The organism is Microvirga sp. 17 mud 1-3 (assembly GCF_003151255.1).
GTDB lineage: Bacteria > Pseudomonadota > Alphaproteobacteria > Rhizobiales > Beijerinckiaceae > Microvirga.
The window spans coordinates 282,574-298,016 of sequence record NZ_CP029481.1; the positions used below are offsets into that span (position 1 = coordinate 282,574).

General features: G+C 57.5%; 13 protein-coding genes. All 13 read left to right on the plus strand.

Annotated elements, in window-relative coordinates:
• The first annotated feature begins 390 nt into the window (after positions 1 to 390).
• The 13 genes from C4E04_RS01340 (at position 391) to C4E04_RS01405 (ending at position 14,734) form a co-directional block, all read left to right on the plus strand.
• Complete coding sequence (locus C4E04_RS01340) at positions 391 to 1,161, plus strand: SDR family oxidoreductase (RefSeq protein ID WP_109594232.1); 771 nt, start codon at positions 391 to 393, stop codon at positions 1,159 to 1,161.
• Positions 1,162 to 1,268: 107 nt separating this feature from the next.
• The gene (locus tag C4E04_RS01345; RefSeq protein ID WP_109594234.1) at positions 1,269 to 2,573 is read left to right on the plus strand and encodes a cytochrome b/b6; all 1,305 of its coding nucleotides are present in this window, start codon (positions 1,269 to 1,271) and stop codon (positions 2,571 to 2,573) included.
• 267 nt (positions 2,574 to 2,840) lie between these two features.
• Positions 2,841 to 6,359, plus strand: a complete 3,519-nt coding sequence (locus tag C4E04_RS01350) for a PAS domain-containing sensor histidine kinase (protein WP_109594236.1) — start codon at positions 2,841 to 2,843, stop codon at positions 6,357 to 6,359.
• A gap of 273 nt (positions 6,360 to 6,632) precedes the next feature.
• Positions 6,633 to 7,280: a response regulator transcription factor gene (locus tag C4E04_RS01360; protein ID WP_109594240.1), complete on the plus strand. Its 648-nt coding sequence runs from the start codon at positions 6,633 to 6,635 to the stop codon at positions 7,278 to 7,280.
• Entirely contained in the window at positions 7,277 to 7,654 is a 378-nt protein-coding gene (locus C4E04_RS01365; RefSeq protein ID WP_109594241.1) for a response regulator transcription factor, read from the plus strand. Before C4E04_RS01360 ends, C4E04_RS01365 begins: the two co-directional genes overlap by 4 nt.
• 2 nt (positions 7,655 to 7,656) lie before the next feature.
• Positions 7,657 to 8,349: a response regulator transcription factor gene (locus C4E04_RS01370; protein ID WP_109594243.1), complete on the plus strand. Its 693-nt coding sequence runs from the start codon at positions 7,657 to 7,659 to the stop codon at positions 8,347 to 8,349.
• A gap of 178 nt (positions 8,350 to 8,527) precedes the next feature.
• Complete coding sequence (locus tag C4E04_RS01375) at positions 8,528 to 8,968, plus strand: NUDIX domain-containing protein (protein WP_109594245.1); 441 nt, start codon at positions 8,528 to 8,530, stop codon at positions 8,966 to 8,968.
• A gap of 604 nt (positions 8,969 to 9,572) precedes the next feature.
• Complete coding sequence (locus tag C4E04_RS01380) at positions 9,573 to 10,100, plus strand: carboxymuconolactone decarboxylase family protein (protein ID WP_109594247.1); 528 nt, start codon at positions 9,573 to 9,575, stop codon at positions 10,098 to 10,100.
• A 74-nt stretch (positions 10,101 to 10,174) separates the two neighbouring features.
• On the plus strand, positions 10,175 to 10,930 hold the full coding sequence (locus C4E04_RS01385) for an SDR family oxidoreductase (protein ID WP_109600645.1): 756 nt from the start codon (positions 10,175 to 10,177) through the stop codon (positions 10,928 to 10,930).
• A gap of 51 nt (positions 10,931 to 10,981) precedes the next feature.
• Positions 10,982 to 11,404 (plus strand): cupin domain-containing protein, encoded by a 423-nt coding sequence (locus C4E04_RS01390; RefSeq protein WP_109594249.1) that lies wholly within the window; start codon positions 10,982 to 10,984, stop codon positions 11,402 to 11,404.
• Between the two features lie 307 nt (positions 11,405 to 11,711).
• Positions 11,712 to 12,548 carry an alpha/beta fold hydrolase gene (locus tag C4E04_RS01395; RefSeq protein ID WP_109600647.1) on the plus strand — a complete coding sequence of 279 codons (837 nt, stop codon included), beginning with the start codon at positions 11,712 to 11,714 and terminating at the stop codon, positions 12,546 to 12,548.
• A 302-nt stretch (positions 12,549 to 12,850) separates the two neighbouring features.
• Positions 12,851 to 13,345 carry a hypothetical protein gene (locus tag C4E04_RS01400; RefSeq protein ID WP_245416198.1) on the plus strand — a complete coding sequence of 165 codons (495 nt, stop codon included), beginning with the start codon at positions 12,851 to 12,853 and terminating at the stop codon, positions 13,343 to 13,345.
• A 336-nt stretch (positions 13,346 to 13,681) separates the two neighbouring features.
• Positions 13,682 to 14,734: an alpha/beta fold hydrolase gene (locus C4E04_RS01405; RefSeq protein WP_109594251.1), complete on the plus strand. Its 1,053-nt coding sequence runs from the start codon at positions 13,682 to 13,684 to the stop codon at positions 14,732 to 14,734.
• Positions 14,735 to 15,443: the final 709 nt, after the last annotated feature.

A 15,443-nucleotide genomic window follows, 5' to 3' on the forward strand; every position in this document is an offset into this window, starting at 1 on the left:
CTAGAGTATAGTGCGGCCTTTTGGTCCGGCCCTCGAGCTGCGCTATACGGGAGCTTCAAGAAAGCTATGCTGCTCTGCACGGCGCACGCGGTTCTAGCGCGCAGAGAGGGCCCGATTCCTCATCCGCCTCTCCGTCAGGCGCATGGGCGTTGCGGCCTAAACCTTAGTATGGGCGAAACTAAACCTCGGGTCGTATCGCCAGTGAGGCTGCTGGCGCGTAGAACATCAGCAATGCGCGGCTGAGATGGCCTGCCGCTGAGTCAGGAGAGGCTTCCTGCTGCGACCCGCAGTCTGGCCGCTTTGCCGATCATGCCTGCGGGTGCGTTGGCCGGAGAGGGGCGCGATCGTCAGATGGCGAGCCTTGCACAATTCAGCTCAGGAGTGAATCCAATGAGGATTGTTGTGGTAGGTGGAACTGGGTTCATCGGATCGCGCCTCGTGACGATGCTGCGCAAGCACAGCCTGGACGTGCTTGTTGCCTCGCCATCGGCGGGGGTCAACACAATCACCGGCGAAGGGCTGTCTGTCGTGCTGAACGATGCTCAGGTCGTGGTAGATGTCTCGAACTCGCCCACGTTACAGGATGATGCCGCACTTCGATTCTTCGATGCGTCTAGCCGACATATCCTGGCCGCTGCAGAAGCTGCAGGTGTGAAGCATTACATCGCACTGTCCGTCGTCGGGACGGATCGCTTGCCTGAGAGCGGTTACTTCAGGGCCAAGATGGCGCAGGAGAACCTGATCCGCGTGTCGCATCTACCCTATACAATTCTGAGAGCGACGCCGTTCTTCGAGTACATCACCGGGATTGTCGAAAACGCGGCTGATGGAGATGTTCTTCGTCTTTCTCCGGCCCCAATCCAACCCATCGCGGCCGACGATGTGGTGGCGGCATTGCTGGATATCACGTTAAGCCACCCGCAGAACCGCGAACTCGAAATCGTCGGGCCAGATCGGTTCCGCCTCAACGAACTCGCAGAGCAAATCCTCACCGCGAACGAGGATCCTCGGACGGTAATCGCGGATGAGAAGGCTTTGTACTTCGGAGCCGTCCTGAGGGAGGATACCTTGGTCCCGGGTGATCATCCACGATTCGCGCCGACGCGGTTCGAGGACTGGATCAGGCTGTACATTGCTCAGGCGCTGGTCCCTGCCTTCTGAATGTCCAGAACAGGTGTAGGCCGAGCGAACCGGTCGCCCAGAGCATTGACGGCCCCCAATGGCAGGCATGGCCATCAGTCGCCTTCACAGCACGATTGGACGATGAAATGAAAGATTTTGGCACTTATACGCCAAGGAGCCGGTTCGAGCGTTGGACCGATGCGAGGCTGCCCGTCATTCGTTTCGCCCATGACACGGCCGTGTCATATCCTGTCCCGCGAAATCTGAACTACTTTTGGACGTTCGGAGGAATTCTCACATTGATGCTGGCCTCGCAGATCGCGACCGGCATCTTCCTCGCGATGCACTATGTCCCGAATACTGCCTTAGCGTTCGAGTCGGTCGAGCGCATCATGCGCGACGTGAACTACGGCTGGCTCATCCGGTACCTGCACGCCAACGGCGCGTCGATGTTCTTCATGGCGGTGTACATCCATATTTTTCGTGGCTTGTACTACGGATCCTATAAAGCGCCCCGAGAGATCATCTGGGTTCTGGGCATCACGAACCTCCTGATCATGATGGCCGCCGCTTTCCTAGGCTATGTCCTGCCCTGGGGACAGATGTCCTTCTGGGGTGCCACCGTCATCACAAATCTTTTCTCGGCAATCCCGATCGTCGGCGATTCCATCGTGAGCTACCTCTGGGGTGGCTATTCGGTAGGCAACCCAACCCTGAACCGATTCTTTTCGCTTCATTACCTTTTGCCGTTCATGCTGGTCGGCACCGTCACATTGCACATCTGGGCGCTTCACCATGTCGGGCAGAACAACCCGACTGGGGTCGAGATTACCGATTTCAAGACGGATACGGTGCCCTTCACGCCATATGCCACGGTCAAGGACATCTTCGCCATTGTCTCCTTCATGGTCTTTTTTAGTTACTGGACATTCCTCATGCCGAACTACCTCGGCCATGCGGACAACTACATTCCGGCGAACCCGGCCGTGACGCCCGCGCACATTGTTCCGGAATGGTACTTCTTGCCGTTCTATGCGATCCTGCGTGCCATTCCCAACAAGCTCGGCGGTGTCATCGCCTTGGGCGCAGCGATCCTCCTCGTGGCATTCCTGCCTTGGCTCGACACGTCCAAGGTGCGTTCGATGCGCTATCGTCCGATCGGGCGGTCGTTGCTCTGGATCTTTGCTGCTGCCTTCATCGGCCTTGGCTATCTCGGCAGCATGCCGGCGGAAGGCGGGTACGTAATCGCCGCGCGGATCCTCACGGCGCTCTATTTTGGATACTTTGTTGCCCTGCCGGTGGCCGGCCTGCTTGAGCGGCCGTTGGCGCTGCCCTTATCCATCAGCGAGTCTGTGTTCGCGGGGCGGTCGATCAAAGACTGTACTTCGTTGCCGCTGGATGGGTCGGTAGAGGAGATGATCAAACCCAAGGTGTCGCAAACCGCTGGGTAAAAGTTACGCCCGTGCCACAGATTATGCCCGCGTAGACTGAGCCGAGCCGCTCTGTGAAAAGACCATTCTCCACACCAAGTCAATGATATGTTGTAAAATAAAAGAATTTGTTACACTCGAGCTTTCCTGCCTCATGGATTTCCATAAGGTGCGATCAATCCCCGATGTGACTAAGATCGGACCGGGGATTGTCAGCCCTATTCATGAGAACCGATGCTAAACAGGCGCTGACAGTTGCCAGGCTTTGCTTGTTTGTGGGAGAAGCCAATGACGGCAGCGCCTTACGTACCGAGCGAACCTGTCTCCGATGGCGCGCGTGCGCTCCAGATTCTTGAAAGCATGCCTGGCTTCGCGTGGTCGGCAGACCCCTCGGGACGATTCACGTATGTTAGCCCAAGCACCCTTGCGTTTCTCGGCCAAGTGCCTGAAGAACTCAATATAGCCGAAGACGAGGACGAGTTCGGCTGGCGCCGGGTCGTGCATCCGGACGACTATGATCGTGTTGCCGCCCGATGGCGGCATTGTCTCAAAACCGGCGAATACTACGACACGGAGCATCGCCTGAGGCGGTCTGATGGCGTCTATCGCTGGTTTCGAAATTCGGGACGCCCTTCGCGCGACGGCCAGGGGCGAATTGCCCAATGGTTCGGAACAACGCTGGACATTGACGACCAGAAGCGGGCCGAGGTGGCGTTGCACGATCGGGAGAAGGAACTCTCTCAACTCGTCTCGATGGTTCCGAGCCACGTCTGGCGCCTGACGCCCGAAGGTGAGCCCACCTTCTTCAACAAGCGTATGGTAGATTATCTCGGTCTCGACGTCGCCGATACGGACAGGCCGGAGATGAGCCGAATGGATGCCCTCATAGCAACCGTCCATCCGGCCGATACGGCGAGGTTTCGAGACACCCTCAAGCGCTCCTTGGCGACCGGAGAGAGCTTCGTCCTGCGGTACCGGTTGCGCCGCGCCGATGGCGTCTTTCACTGGATGTCGAGCCGCGCGGAGCCCCTGCGCAATGATGAGGGGCATATTGTCCAGTGGTACGGGCTCTGCCATGACATTGACGATCAGGTGCGTGCCGAGGAAGCTGTGCGAAGGAGCGAGCAGCAACTCCAACAGATGATTGACGCCGTGCCCGCACTGATCTGGCGCACGACGCCTGAAGGAACACTGTCCTACATCAATAAGCGACTCATGGACACGGTCGGCGTCACTTTCGCAGATTTGACCGCGCCGGATGCCGCCCGGTCCTTGGCCGATGTCCACCCTGACGACAGAACCCGTGTGGAGCAGGCGCTCTCCCGGTCATTTGCGACGGGGGACCCCTTTGGAATGACGTATCGACAGCGTCGGTCCGACGGATCCTATCGGTGGACCGAGGGGCGCGCGGAGCCCCTGCGGGACGAGGCTGGCTCCATTGTGCAGTGGTATGGCGTCTGCGTCGACGTCGACGACCGGGTCACCGCGCAAGAGGCATTGCACGACCGGGAGCGCGAACTCTCGCAACTCGTGGATTTGGTCCCGGTCCATATCAGACGTTTGACGCCTGAAGGTGAGCCAACGTTCTTTAATAAGCGGTTGGTCGACTTCTTTGGTTTGGACTTAACCAACTTGGGCGAGCCGAATATAAGCCGGCTCGCGACCGCCATAGAGACGCTCGTACATCCTGATGATGCAGCAAGCCTACTGGCGACTGTCCGGAATTCCGTCGCCACCGGCGAGCCATACTCCATGAAATATCGGATGCGTCGTGCTGACGGCATGTATCGATGGGTTGATGGCCGGGCGGAGCCGCTGCGGGATCAAAGCGGGTCGATTGTGCAATGGTACGCGATTTCGATCGACATCGACGACGAGATGCGCGCACAGGAGGCGCTGCGCGAGCGGGAGCGAGAGTTATCGCAGCTTGTCAATATGGTTCCGAGCTACCTCTGGCGGCTGAGTCCTGAAGGCGAGCCAAGCTTTTTTAACAAGCGTCTCGTCGACTTTCTCGGCCTGGATAGTGTGGGTACGGATAAACCGGACGCGAGCGGATTGGCGGCCTTCGTAGAAGCCACCGTTCATCCCGACGATGCGGCTAGGGTTGGTGAAGCGTTCACCCGTTCTTTCCTTACTGGCGAGCGCTTTTCTACGACGTATCGCCTGAGGCGCGCGGATGGCGTCTACCGCTGGGTGAACGGGAGCGCGGAGCCGCTGCGAGATGACAGCGGACGCATCGTCCAGTGGTACGGCCTCTCTCATGACATCGACGATCAGCTTCGCGTTGAGGCAGCGCTGCGGCGAAGCGAACGGCAGCTTCAGCAGCTTATCGACACTGTGCCAGTGCAAATCTGGTGTGTCACGCCCGAAGGCGGGCCGGCATATATCAACAAAGCCATGGCGGATTATATCGGCCTTAAGCTGGAGGACTTTGACGCCAAAGGCGGGCTACCCAGCGCAATAGAAGCCATCGTCCATCCGGACGACAGAGCCGCATTGCAGCAAGCCCTCACGCATTCATTCAGCACCGGTGCATCGTTCGAGTTAAAATTCCGAAACCGTCGATGGGATGGCTCATACCGTTGGACAGAGGGGCGCGCGGATCCACTCCGCGACGAAAGCGGGGGCATCATTCGATGGTATGGTGCGAACATCGACATCCATGATTTCGTGACCTCTCAGGAAGCGCTCCGCGAGAGAGAGCGCGCTCTCTGGCAGCTCGTTGAGACGCTTCCGATCATGATCGACTGCGTCGCACCGGATGGCGAGCCAATATATCGTAGCAGACAGCTTCGCGAATTCCTCGGATATGAGCTTGCCGCCCTGGACGAAATTGGAAAGGGCCGTCTAGCCGGCACGCTCGATGCTGGTGTTCACCCCGACGACCTCGCGGACGTTAAAGAGGACTATTCCCATTCGTTGTCCACCGGCGAGCCGTATGCGCGCAAGCACCGTCTGCGGCGCTTCGATGGCGAGTACCGCTGGGTTGATACACGTGCCGCGCCGATGCGCAATGCCGAAGGGGCGATTGTGCAATGGAACGTCACCTGCCTGGACATCGACGGCGAGGTTCGAGCGCAGGAAGAGCTCCGCTCGGCACGAGAAAGGCTAGCACGAGCGAGTCAAGAGGCAAGCCTTGCCGAGCTCTCAGCTTCTATCGCGCACGAGGTGAACCAGCCGTTGGCAGCGATCGTTGCGAACTCCAATGCATGCCAGCGCTGGCTCATGGCGAGCCCCCCAAATCTTGAGCGCGCCCAGAAGACGGTGGAGCGTATCATTCGTGATGCAAACTCCGCCGCTGATGTCGTGAGCCGTATCCGCGCTCTGTTCAAACAATCCATGGGAACAAGAACGAGCACGACGCTTTCCAGCCTCATCGCCGAAGCGCACAACCTCATGGCTGAGGAGGCGGCGCGGCGGCGTGTTCGGATCGGCGTTGCTGTCGATAGCAGCCTTCCTCTTGTCGCTTTGGATCGCGTCCAGCTCCAGCAGGTTCTTGTCAATCTTATCCGTAACGGCATGGATGCAATGGATGCAATGAAGGGTGATAAAGCTCTGGAAATTCGCGTTCACCGAGCAGGGGACATGATCCAGGCCGAAATTAGTGATTGCGGCGGCGGCATCGAGTTTCCTGAAAAGATCTTTGAGCCGTTTTTCTCGACGAAGGAGCACGGCATGGGTATGGGATTGGCGATCTGCCGATCGATCATCGAGTCTCATGGCGGACGATTGTGGGCGGAGACGAACGAGCCGCGCGGCGCGAGGTTCATCTTCACATTGCCGATCAACGCGCAGCCAGGGTCCTGACGCCTACCGCATTGTCCTCATAAGCGACAGGCGCGTGCCGGGCTGATACTAGCGAAACCGCAACAGGTTGAGGCAATGCATGGATTTCCATAGGGTGCACCGGGAGAACGACAAGACTAACATGGGATGTGAGTTCAGCAGCCAGGTTGAGATGAAGTTGACAATCTGCTGGTCGAATATCGCGCCTTATGGCGGGCAGTTGTGGTCGGAGGCGAACGAACCGCAGGACATAATGTTCAACTTTGCATCGCCCGTGGGAGTAAAAGCGGCGCTATGACGACGAATGACCATATTGTCTTCATCGTCGATGACGATGAACGCGTTCGTGACGCACTCAGTGAGTTGCTCGCCTCGCATGGCATGCGTTCTATCGCCTTCGGATCAGCCGGTGAGTATGTTAAAGCGGACAAGCCGGATGTTCCTGCCTGCCTCGTCCTCGACGTTGAGCTACCGGATATCAATGGGCTTGAGCTGCAGAGGCAGATTGCCGAAGGCGACCATCCAGTGGTCGTCTTCATAACAGGTCATGGCGACATTCCATCTTCGGTCCGCGCAATTAAGCGAGGTGCGGTGGACTTCCTGACTAAGCCTTTCAGTGAGGCGGATTTTATGGCCGCGATTCAGGTCGCACTTGCTCAGGATCGGACCGTCAGATCGGAGCGCGCCGAATTGAATGCCTTGCGACAACGTTACATAAATCTGACGCCGCGCGAACGTGACGTATTTCCACTGGTAGTAAGCGGCCTTCTCAACAAGCAGGCGGCCGCTGAGCTGGGCATCAGTGAAGTCACGCTGCAAATTCATAGAAGGAATGTGATGCAGAAAATGGCAGCGGCATCCCTCGCCGATCTCGTGCGCATTGCGGAGAGATTAGGCATCCCGATTACTCACTCGCGCTGGACGGGAGGGAGTGGAGTGTGACCAGGCAAAGGCCCGTAATCGCGGTCGTCGACGATGATCCACGGATCTTGGAATCGTTGGAGGATCTTTTGGAGTCGGCGGGTTACGCAGCCTGTGGCTTCTCCTCGGCCCAATTATTGCTCGTCAACGGGCTGGCAGGCGTCGACGTCCTCATCACTGACATTGGGATGCCTGGCATGGACGGCTTCGAACTACGTGACTTGGTGAGAAAGACGCGTCCAGATCTGCCGGTATTCCTGATTACAGGCCGCCACGAGATTGCCGACCAAAGTCGAGTCCAGGGTATCAGCGGGTTCTTCCGCAAACCTTTCGATTCGCACGCGCTGCTGGCGGCGATTGGCGAAGCATTGCCAGAATCGAGAACCGGAGGATGAGCATGAGAGTCGATCAGCCGAATCCACGAGAATTGGCGGTACTGTCGCCCAAACGGATAAGAGATGTAGGGCAGCCGCTCGTTATTATCGTCGATGACGATGCCTCTGTTCGAGAGGCGCTGTCCGACTTGATCCTATCCGCAGGCTTCCAATCAGTCAGCTTTGCTTCGGCGCATGAATTGCTTGACGCGCATGTCTTGGATAATCCGGGCTGTCTGATCCTGGATGTGCGCATGCCGGGAGTGAGCGGACTCGATTTGCAGCATTATCTAGTCCGAAACGGAAGACCGAAGCCGGTTATTTTCCTTACTGGACATGGCGACATTCCTATGTCGGTTCAGGCCATGAAGGCCGGAGCAATCGACTTCCTCACAAAACCGTTTCGCGACCAGACCCTGCTCGACGCCGTGACCATTGCCATCGAAAGGGATATCGCGCAGATGGAAGAAGCCCAGCGTGCCAAGGAGCACTTTGACCGGTTTGCAACGCTGACGTATCGTGAGCGGCAAGTTATGCGTGAAGTAGCGCTCGGTCGCCTCAATAAGCAAATTGCCTTTGATCTCGGCATCAAGGAGATCACAGTCAAGCTCCATCGCAGCAATGTCATGCGCAAGATGCAGGCGGCTTCCCTCGGTGAACTCATCCGCGCATGGGAGACGCTACCTGCCGACCTACGTGGCCAGCGCGGACTCTAATGTTCGTGCGCCGCTAGCACACCCCTCTCACCAGACCAGGGTATCAGCTACGACGCAACATGCTTCGCTCTTCGGATACGAGAGGCCATAGGCTCACAATGAACGCTACGAGGTACAAGGACTGCACTTGTACCCACTTCAGAGCGAGATCCAACTATCACGAACAGGAATCCTCTTGATGGGTGACAGTGTTTTTTCACCACGTGTCGGTTGTGGGGCAGCAGTTTTGCATGAGGGCAAGCTCCTGCTTGTGAAACGCTGCAGGCCACCTGAAGCCGGTCACTGGGGGCTGCCTGGCGGCAAGGTCGATTGGCTCGAGCCCGTTTCTGCGGCTGTTGCTCGAGAGATTTCTGAAGAACTCGGGATCGTCATTAGGCCGCAACAGCTTCTGTGCATTGTGGATCAGATCGACATTCATGGAAACGAGCATTGGGTCGCCCCCGTTTACCTGGTTGAAGATTTCATTGGAGAACCGGAGCTGCGGGAGCCGAAGGCACTGTCAGAGTTCGGCTGGTTCCATCTCGACCAAATGCCAGCGCCTTTGACCCGCGCGACCGAAGTCACGATCGCTGTTCTCAAGGAGAGTCGAACAGAATTATACAGTGGTTGTTCGTCGTAACCGATCGTAGTGGATCTGATTTCTTTCTCGGCTTTCGTGATGCGGTGTTGGCATAAATTATGTGCCGACGCGCATCCTCATTTCCGGTTCCCCTAGTCAGGCGCTGCCAAAGGACACAAAGACGAAAAAGTCACTATAGATAATTCTATGATCGTCGCCCCCAGGTTCAACAAGTAAATCATACAGACTTGAGGGTGCGCATTAATGAAAGTGGTGTCCAATAGGAAGTGACATTTCACAGGCTTAAAGATCGCCCTGAAAAGTTTGGCTGTCAAACTCAGCAGTTCATGAGCGCTTACAAACCGTGTGGTCAGGCAAGACGACATGCGGCCTCGCGTCACCTACGGGTATATCCTCAAAGCGAGACATGCTCGCAGGGCCTTTCCGGGAAGTAGGGAAAGGCCGTGCCTATGCGCCGTAGAGGTCGGCTTATTGCCGCCTATATCCTATCGCCTGCTCGGCTGCAGGGTCATCCTAAACTTCAGTTTAGTCGTCGTAGACTAATCGAGATATCACCCGATCCATCAGGCTAATAGCGCGAACATGCCTGGGACGACATGCTTCGTTGGTGATGTACGGACAATGACGGTTAAGGAAATAGGGCATGGATACCGCGACCCCAGAAAATCTTAAGTCATATCGAGAAAGCGCTCCCGCCCTGCGGGTGAACTATGCAACGCAATCGCCCGACCTCTTCAAGAAGCTGCTCGACCTGACGACTTCCATAAGGAAGAGCGGCCTTGAGGAGGCAATCATTAGCTTGATTGAAATCCGCGCATCTCAGCTCAACGGCTGCAGCTTCTGCCTCGACATGCATGTGAAGCAAGCGAAGCTCCACGGTGAGCGCGAGCTGCGGCTTTACCATGTCGCAACCTGGCGTGAGTCCCCTCTGTTCGAGCCGAGGGAGCGTGCTGCCCTCGCGTGGGCCGAATTACTCACCAAGCTGCCGGATGGTGGCGTGCCTGACGACCTCTATGAGCGCGTCCGCGGTCAATTCTCCGAGAGAGAATTGTCCGATCTGACATTTGCGATCATGGCAATTAACGCCTGGAACCGCGCAGGTGTCGCGTTTCGGGCTGTTCCAGGATCGGCCGACAAGGTCTACGGCCTCGACAAGGCTGGCCTAAACTGAGGCTGGAGACCTCGGCACACGACTACTCGACGTCACGAATGGCGCTGCAGTGGTTCTACGGGAGAATATTTATCATGAAGATCGTTATCAACGGCGGAACCGGCCTCATCGGGTCAAAGACAGTTGGACGGTTGCGCAGCGCCGGGCACGACGTAGTTGCAGCTTCGCCGCAAAGCGGCGTGAACTCCGTTACTGGGGAGGGCGTGGCGGATGCGATGAAGGGCGCGCAGGTCATCGTCGACCTGTCGAATTCGCCTTCGTGGGAGGATGCAGCTGTTCTTGAGTTCTTTCAGAAGTCGACGAGCAATCTTCTTGCTGCCGCTATGGCGAACAATATCAAGCACTACGTGGCGTTGTCGGTGGTTGGAACGGACAGGCTGCAGGCGAGCGGTTATTTTGTCGCCAAGCTAGCACAGGAGACGTTAATCAAGAAGTCCGGTGTCCCCTATACCATCGTTCATGCGACGCAATTCTTCGACTTGTTGGATTTCTTGGTCAGGTCCTGGGGCCTTGGCAATAAAGTGGTTGTGCCCGCTGCACTGATCCAGCCGATCGCCCCCGATGATGTCGCCGACGTCATGGCGGAAGTAGCACTTGCCGCGCCTCGCAACAGTACGCTTGAAATCGCCGGCCCGGAGCGGTTCCATATTCGCGATCTGGTTGTGAAGTACTTGGCCGCGACAGGGGACGATCGAGTTGTCGAGCCCTCGGCAGACGCCCCCTATTCCGGTGCCAAGCTCGAAGAGACGACACTGGTTTCTGACAACAATCCACGCGTTGGCAGGATCGATTTCGATCAATGGTTCCAATCCAGAACTCAAGCCTCCTGACGCGCCGGCCCACCGCGATCTGACTGCGTTCAAACTCGAAAGGTATACGTGATGTTTAGAGGATTATACAATGCCGCGACTGTGCTGGTTCTGAGCGCGACCGCCGTCGGTGCTCACGACAACCGCTCGAGCGGCGAGTCATCGAAGGTTACACTCGTCTACGAACACAAACTCCCAAACGCGCCTGGAAAAAGCATCAAGGGCGTACTGGTGGAATATGGGCCTGGAGCCGCCAGCGAGGCCCATACGCATCCGTCGTCGGCGTTCATCTACGCGACTGTCCTAGAAGGAGCGATCCTAAGCCAGGTTAACGACGGACCGATCAAGACGTACCGCGCGGGCGAAAGCTTTTCGGAATACCCAGGCGATCGTCACGGTGTGAGCGAAAATGCCAGCAGGACAGAACCCGCTCGGTTGTTGGCAGTGTTCGTTGTCGACACCAATGAGACCGAACTAGTTCTCCCAATCAAGTAATGGATCTGCTCAAGGATCACACAGCCTCGGTCTGAGGGGGCAGTTCTCGGGTGGTCGATGACAGTCGTGAGACATAGGGCAAAGGCCCGGTGATCGTTGGACTTTGAGTTTTCAGGGAGCTGAGCCTTTCGCTATTATTCTTCCATCATTGGAGCCGCCGATGACCAAACCAAAAATGTTCAATCCTGCCCGTCGAGACGTGCTCGGGTACGGCCTGGGTGCGGCGCTGATCGCCGGATTGCCCGCTATGCCTGCTGCCGCTCCACAGAAATTCCGCGTTAATTCTCTAGACGAAAAGGACACATCCATGAGTACTGTTACCACAAAGGACGGTGTTGAGATCTTTTACAAGGACTGGGGTCCTAGGAATGCCCAGCCGATAGTCTTCCACCATGGATGGCCGCTGAGTTCCGATGACTGGGATGCTCAGATGCTCTATTTTGTGAGCAGAGGGTATCGTGTCGTTGCCCATGACCGGCGCGGCCATGGCCGTTCGGCTCAAGTCGGCGATGGTCACGACATGGATCATTACGCTGCCGACGTTGCTGCTGTGGTCGAGCATCTCGATCTTAGGGAGACTGTCCATATCGGCCACTCGACCGGGGGCGGAGAAGCGGCGCACTATGTCGCGCGCCATGGACAGGCTCAAGGCCGCGTCGCCAAGCTCGTATTGATCGGCGCCGTGCCGCCGATCATGGTCAAGACTTCGGCTAATCCCGGCGGGCTGCCGCTCGAGGTATTCGACGGGTTACGAGCGCAACTCGCAGGGAACCGCTCGCAGTTCTATGTCGACTTCGCGAGTGGGCCCTTCTACGGCTATAATCGTCCGGGAGCGACACCATCGCAGGGGATCATCCAGAATTGGTGGCGCCAAGGCATGGCGGGTAGTGCGAAGGCTCACTACGATGGCATTAAAGCCTTCTCCGAGACTGACTTCACTCAGGACTTGAAGGCTATTGCTGTTCCGGCACTTGTCATGCACGGCGACGACGATCAGATCGTGCCGATTGCGGATTCCGCACTGCTTTCGATCAAGCTGCTGAAGAACGGCCTGCTCAAGGTCTATGACGAGTTCCCACACGGCATGTGTACCACGCACGCTGATGTGGTGAACTCCGACCTCCTCACCTTCATCCGAGCCTGAAGACTATTGACCGCAGGGACTGCCCGGGTCGGCCGGATATTCGGCCGACCCACAATGGCCAGCAGTGATGTCGTTAAAAAATTGACTCTGCTTTTACAGAGTTTCTTTGACGCTGGGCGCAATGCCAATCCGATACGTGAGGTATGATGATGCCTAGGACGCCTAGCAGAGCGCTTGCCGGTGTTACGGTTCCAGATACACCGATTGTTGATCGTGCACTCGAATACGCTCGGCAGAGATGCGAGCCATACCTGTTCAATCATGTTGTTCGTTCCTGGCTCTTTGCCACCCGGCTCGGACAGTTGCAGGATATTGCGCACGATGCTGAGGTCATCGCTGTTGGAACTTTGTTGCACGACATCACACTCAATGAGCGATTTGCCGGACCACGGCGCTTCGAGGTTGAAGCAGCCGATCTTGCCATTCGCTTCGCAAGGGAAAGCGGATTCGACGAACGCTGCGCCCGATTGATCTGGGATAGCGTCGCCCTTAACTCGACCCCCTCGATCGGCCTCCATAAGGAGGCCGAGGTCGCTCTATGCACCGCCGGCATCTGCCTCGATGTCGTAGGCTGGCAGTTTAACCGCATTCCGCCTGAAGAGGTGGAAAGAATTGTCGCGGAGTTCCCGAGGCTAGGAATGAAGCGGCGAATGACGCGATGCTTCTGCCATATTGCGGAGGTAAAGCCAGAACTGACCTATGACAACTTTGTTCGAGACTTCGGAGAGCGATTTGTCGCGGGCTATAAGGCGCCTTCAGCTGCCGATTTTGTGGCGGATGCGCCATTTCAAGAGTGACGCAGCCGGATCTACTGACGGAGCGCTGTCCAGCCGATCAAGGGAATAGCACGCAGGTCGTCTCGACTGAGATTCATGAGCCCTCATTCATGTTGGGCCGTCGGAGTCGAAGTGTATGGGACGAGACCAAGCGTTCTGTCGGCGCCAACGCTCGTGCCCAAGTTGATAATCGATACGTCACGGCGTGCGAAGGGTTTGCGACCTCCAATGCCAAGCCACGACCCGTGCTCAAACCACTGCGTTGACCGAAACGAGGTGAGCGGTACGCATATGGTTCGCGACGTAGCACGCCAAACACGGCATCGCCGGTCCGAAGCGCCTTGAGGGGAGAGATCAGTGTCTGAACGGATCAATCAGGATCGCCGTCACTTCTTGAGCAGTGCGGCCATGACCGTTGCGGCGGCCGAACTCGCCTCGATTGGTTCGGTGGAGGCCCAACCCAGCCGCGGCGGATTGTCAGAGCTGCCCGCATTCAAGCCGGGGACGAACAGGTCGTTCGGTTCGCTGAAGGAGATCGACGCCGGCGTCCTCAACGTCTGCTATGCGGAGGTCGGCCCTGCCGATGGTCCTGCGGTCCTTCTCCTGCACGGCTGGCCCTACGACATTCAGACCTATGCCGATGTGGCCCCGTTGCTGGCCTCGGCGGGTTATCGGGTGATCGTACCGTATGTGCGGGGCTGCGGCCCGACGTGCTTTCTGTACAGTGAAACATTCCGGAACGGCCAGCCGTCGGCACTCGCCCTCGATGTGGTCGCGTTGATGGATGCGCTGAAGATCGACACGGCCACACTCGGCGGGTGCGACTGGGGCGCGAGGACAGCCAACATCGTCGCAGCGCTCTGGCCGGAGCGGTGCAAGGCCATGGTGTCCGTGAGCGGTTATCTGATCGGCAGCCAGGAGGTCGGCCGGATGCCGTTGTCCCCCAAGGCCGAACTCGAATGGTGGTATCAGTTCTATTTCGCTACGGAGCGCGGCCGGATCGGCTATGACAAGCACCGGCACGATTTTGCCAAGCTCATCTGGCAACTCGCTTCGCCGAAATGGCGTTTCGACGATGCCACATTCGACCGTACAGCAGCATCGCTCGACAATCCGGATCATGTCGACATTGTCATCCATAACTACCGTTGGCGGCTCGGATTGGCGGAAGGCGATCCGAAGCTCGAGGACCTGGAAAAGCGCCTTGCCGCATTCCCGCCGATCGGCGTTCCGACGATCACTCTGGAAGGAGATGCCAATGGCGCACCCCACCCGGACCCAGCAGTCTATGCCCGGAAGTTCTCGGGCCGGTATGAGCATCGGCTGATCACAAGTGGCATAGGCCACAATCTGCCGCAGGAGGCGCCTCAGGCCTTCGCCAGGGCGGTGCTCGAGGTTGCTCGCATTTGAGCGGTGTCAAGTTGATGTTGCCAATGGATCTCTGGCGTAATGCTAGCTGAGCAGCCTGACTGAATCGTGAGCGGAAGCAGGCAGGGTGGCGGAGTTCCGACCAGTAGCCATACCATCAAAGGCGGCGCGGGGCTGCCAGTCGGCCATCGTCTCACAGAAGGATATGAGGAAGTGTCGGAAGGCGCGATAGATATTGCATGATCAGCAGGCCGCTTTAGACCGGGCAACTGACGATAAGCTTAGTCATTTTGCCAATATCGGCCTAGGGATCGAACGCTTCGCAAGACTTCGGGATGCTTCTGCCACATCGCTGAAACGATGCCGGGAGCGGCCTCTGGAAACGTTTTCCGAGATTTCGGAAGGCAAAAGTCACCGGCGATAGGGTTCCTTTAACTGTCCATGTTGTGGCGCATACTTGTTTGCCAGATTCATACGGCGTTGTTGCTGACGTTTGACGCAAGGGAAGTCGGCGCGAGGCGCCTCCCGGCCTGCTCCGAGTGCGCTGGTGGCGCTCACCTCGACGCCGCTTGTCCGGTCGGCACTGCGGTTTTGCCTGACCGCAGTGAGACGTCTTCGCCGAAGCGGGCGGTATACGGAGCCACGTTCTATGCTTCCGATATGTGACACGCGAGAACAAGTGATTGGCTCAATGGAGGACTAACTGCGTCGTTGGAACAGAGCCAAATAGGCCTTTCTATACAGGAGACAA

Bases quoted from the DNA above. Each gene is read 5' to 3' on its own strand.
- C4E04_RS01340 (WP_109594232.1), top strand. From the start codon at position 391: ATGAGGATTGTTGTGGTAGGTGGAACTGGGTTCATCGGATCGCGCCTC.
- C4E04_RS01345 (WP_109594234.1), top strand. From the start codon at position 1,269: ATGAAAGATTTTGGCACTTATACGCCAAGGAGCCGGTTCGAGCGTTGG.
- C4E04_RS01350 (WP_109594236.1), top strand. From the start codon at position 2,841: ATGACGGCAGCGCCTTACGTACCGAGCGAACCTGTCTCCGATGGCGCG.
- C4E04_RS01360 (WP_109594240.1), top strand. From the start codon at position 6,633: ATGACGACGAATGACCATATTGTCTTCATCGTCGATGACGATGAACGC.
- C4E04_RS01370 (WP_109594243.1), top strand. From the start codon at position 7,657: ATGAGAGTCGATCAGCCGAATCCACGAGAATTGGCGGTACTGTCGCCC.
- C4E04_RS01375 (WP_109594245.1), top strand. From the start codon at position 8,528: ATGGGTGACAGTGTTTTTTCACCACGTGTCGGTTGTGGGGCAGCAGTT.
- C4E04_RS01380 (WP_109594247.1), top strand. From the start codon at position 9,573: ATGGATACCGCGACCCCAGAAAATCTTAAGTCATATCGAGAAAGCGCT.
- C4E04_RS01385 (WP_109600645.1), top strand. From the start codon at position 10,175: ATGAAGATCGTTATCAACGGCGGAACCGGCCTCATCGGGTCAAAGACA.
- C4E04_RS01390 (WP_109594249.1), top strand. From the start codon at position 10,982: ATGTTTAGAGGATTATACAATGCCGCGACTGTGCTGGTTCTGAGCGCG.
- C4E04_RS01395 (WP_109600647.1), top strand. From the start codon at position 11,712: ATGAGTACTGTTACCACAAAGGACGGTGTTGAGATCTTTTACAAGGAC.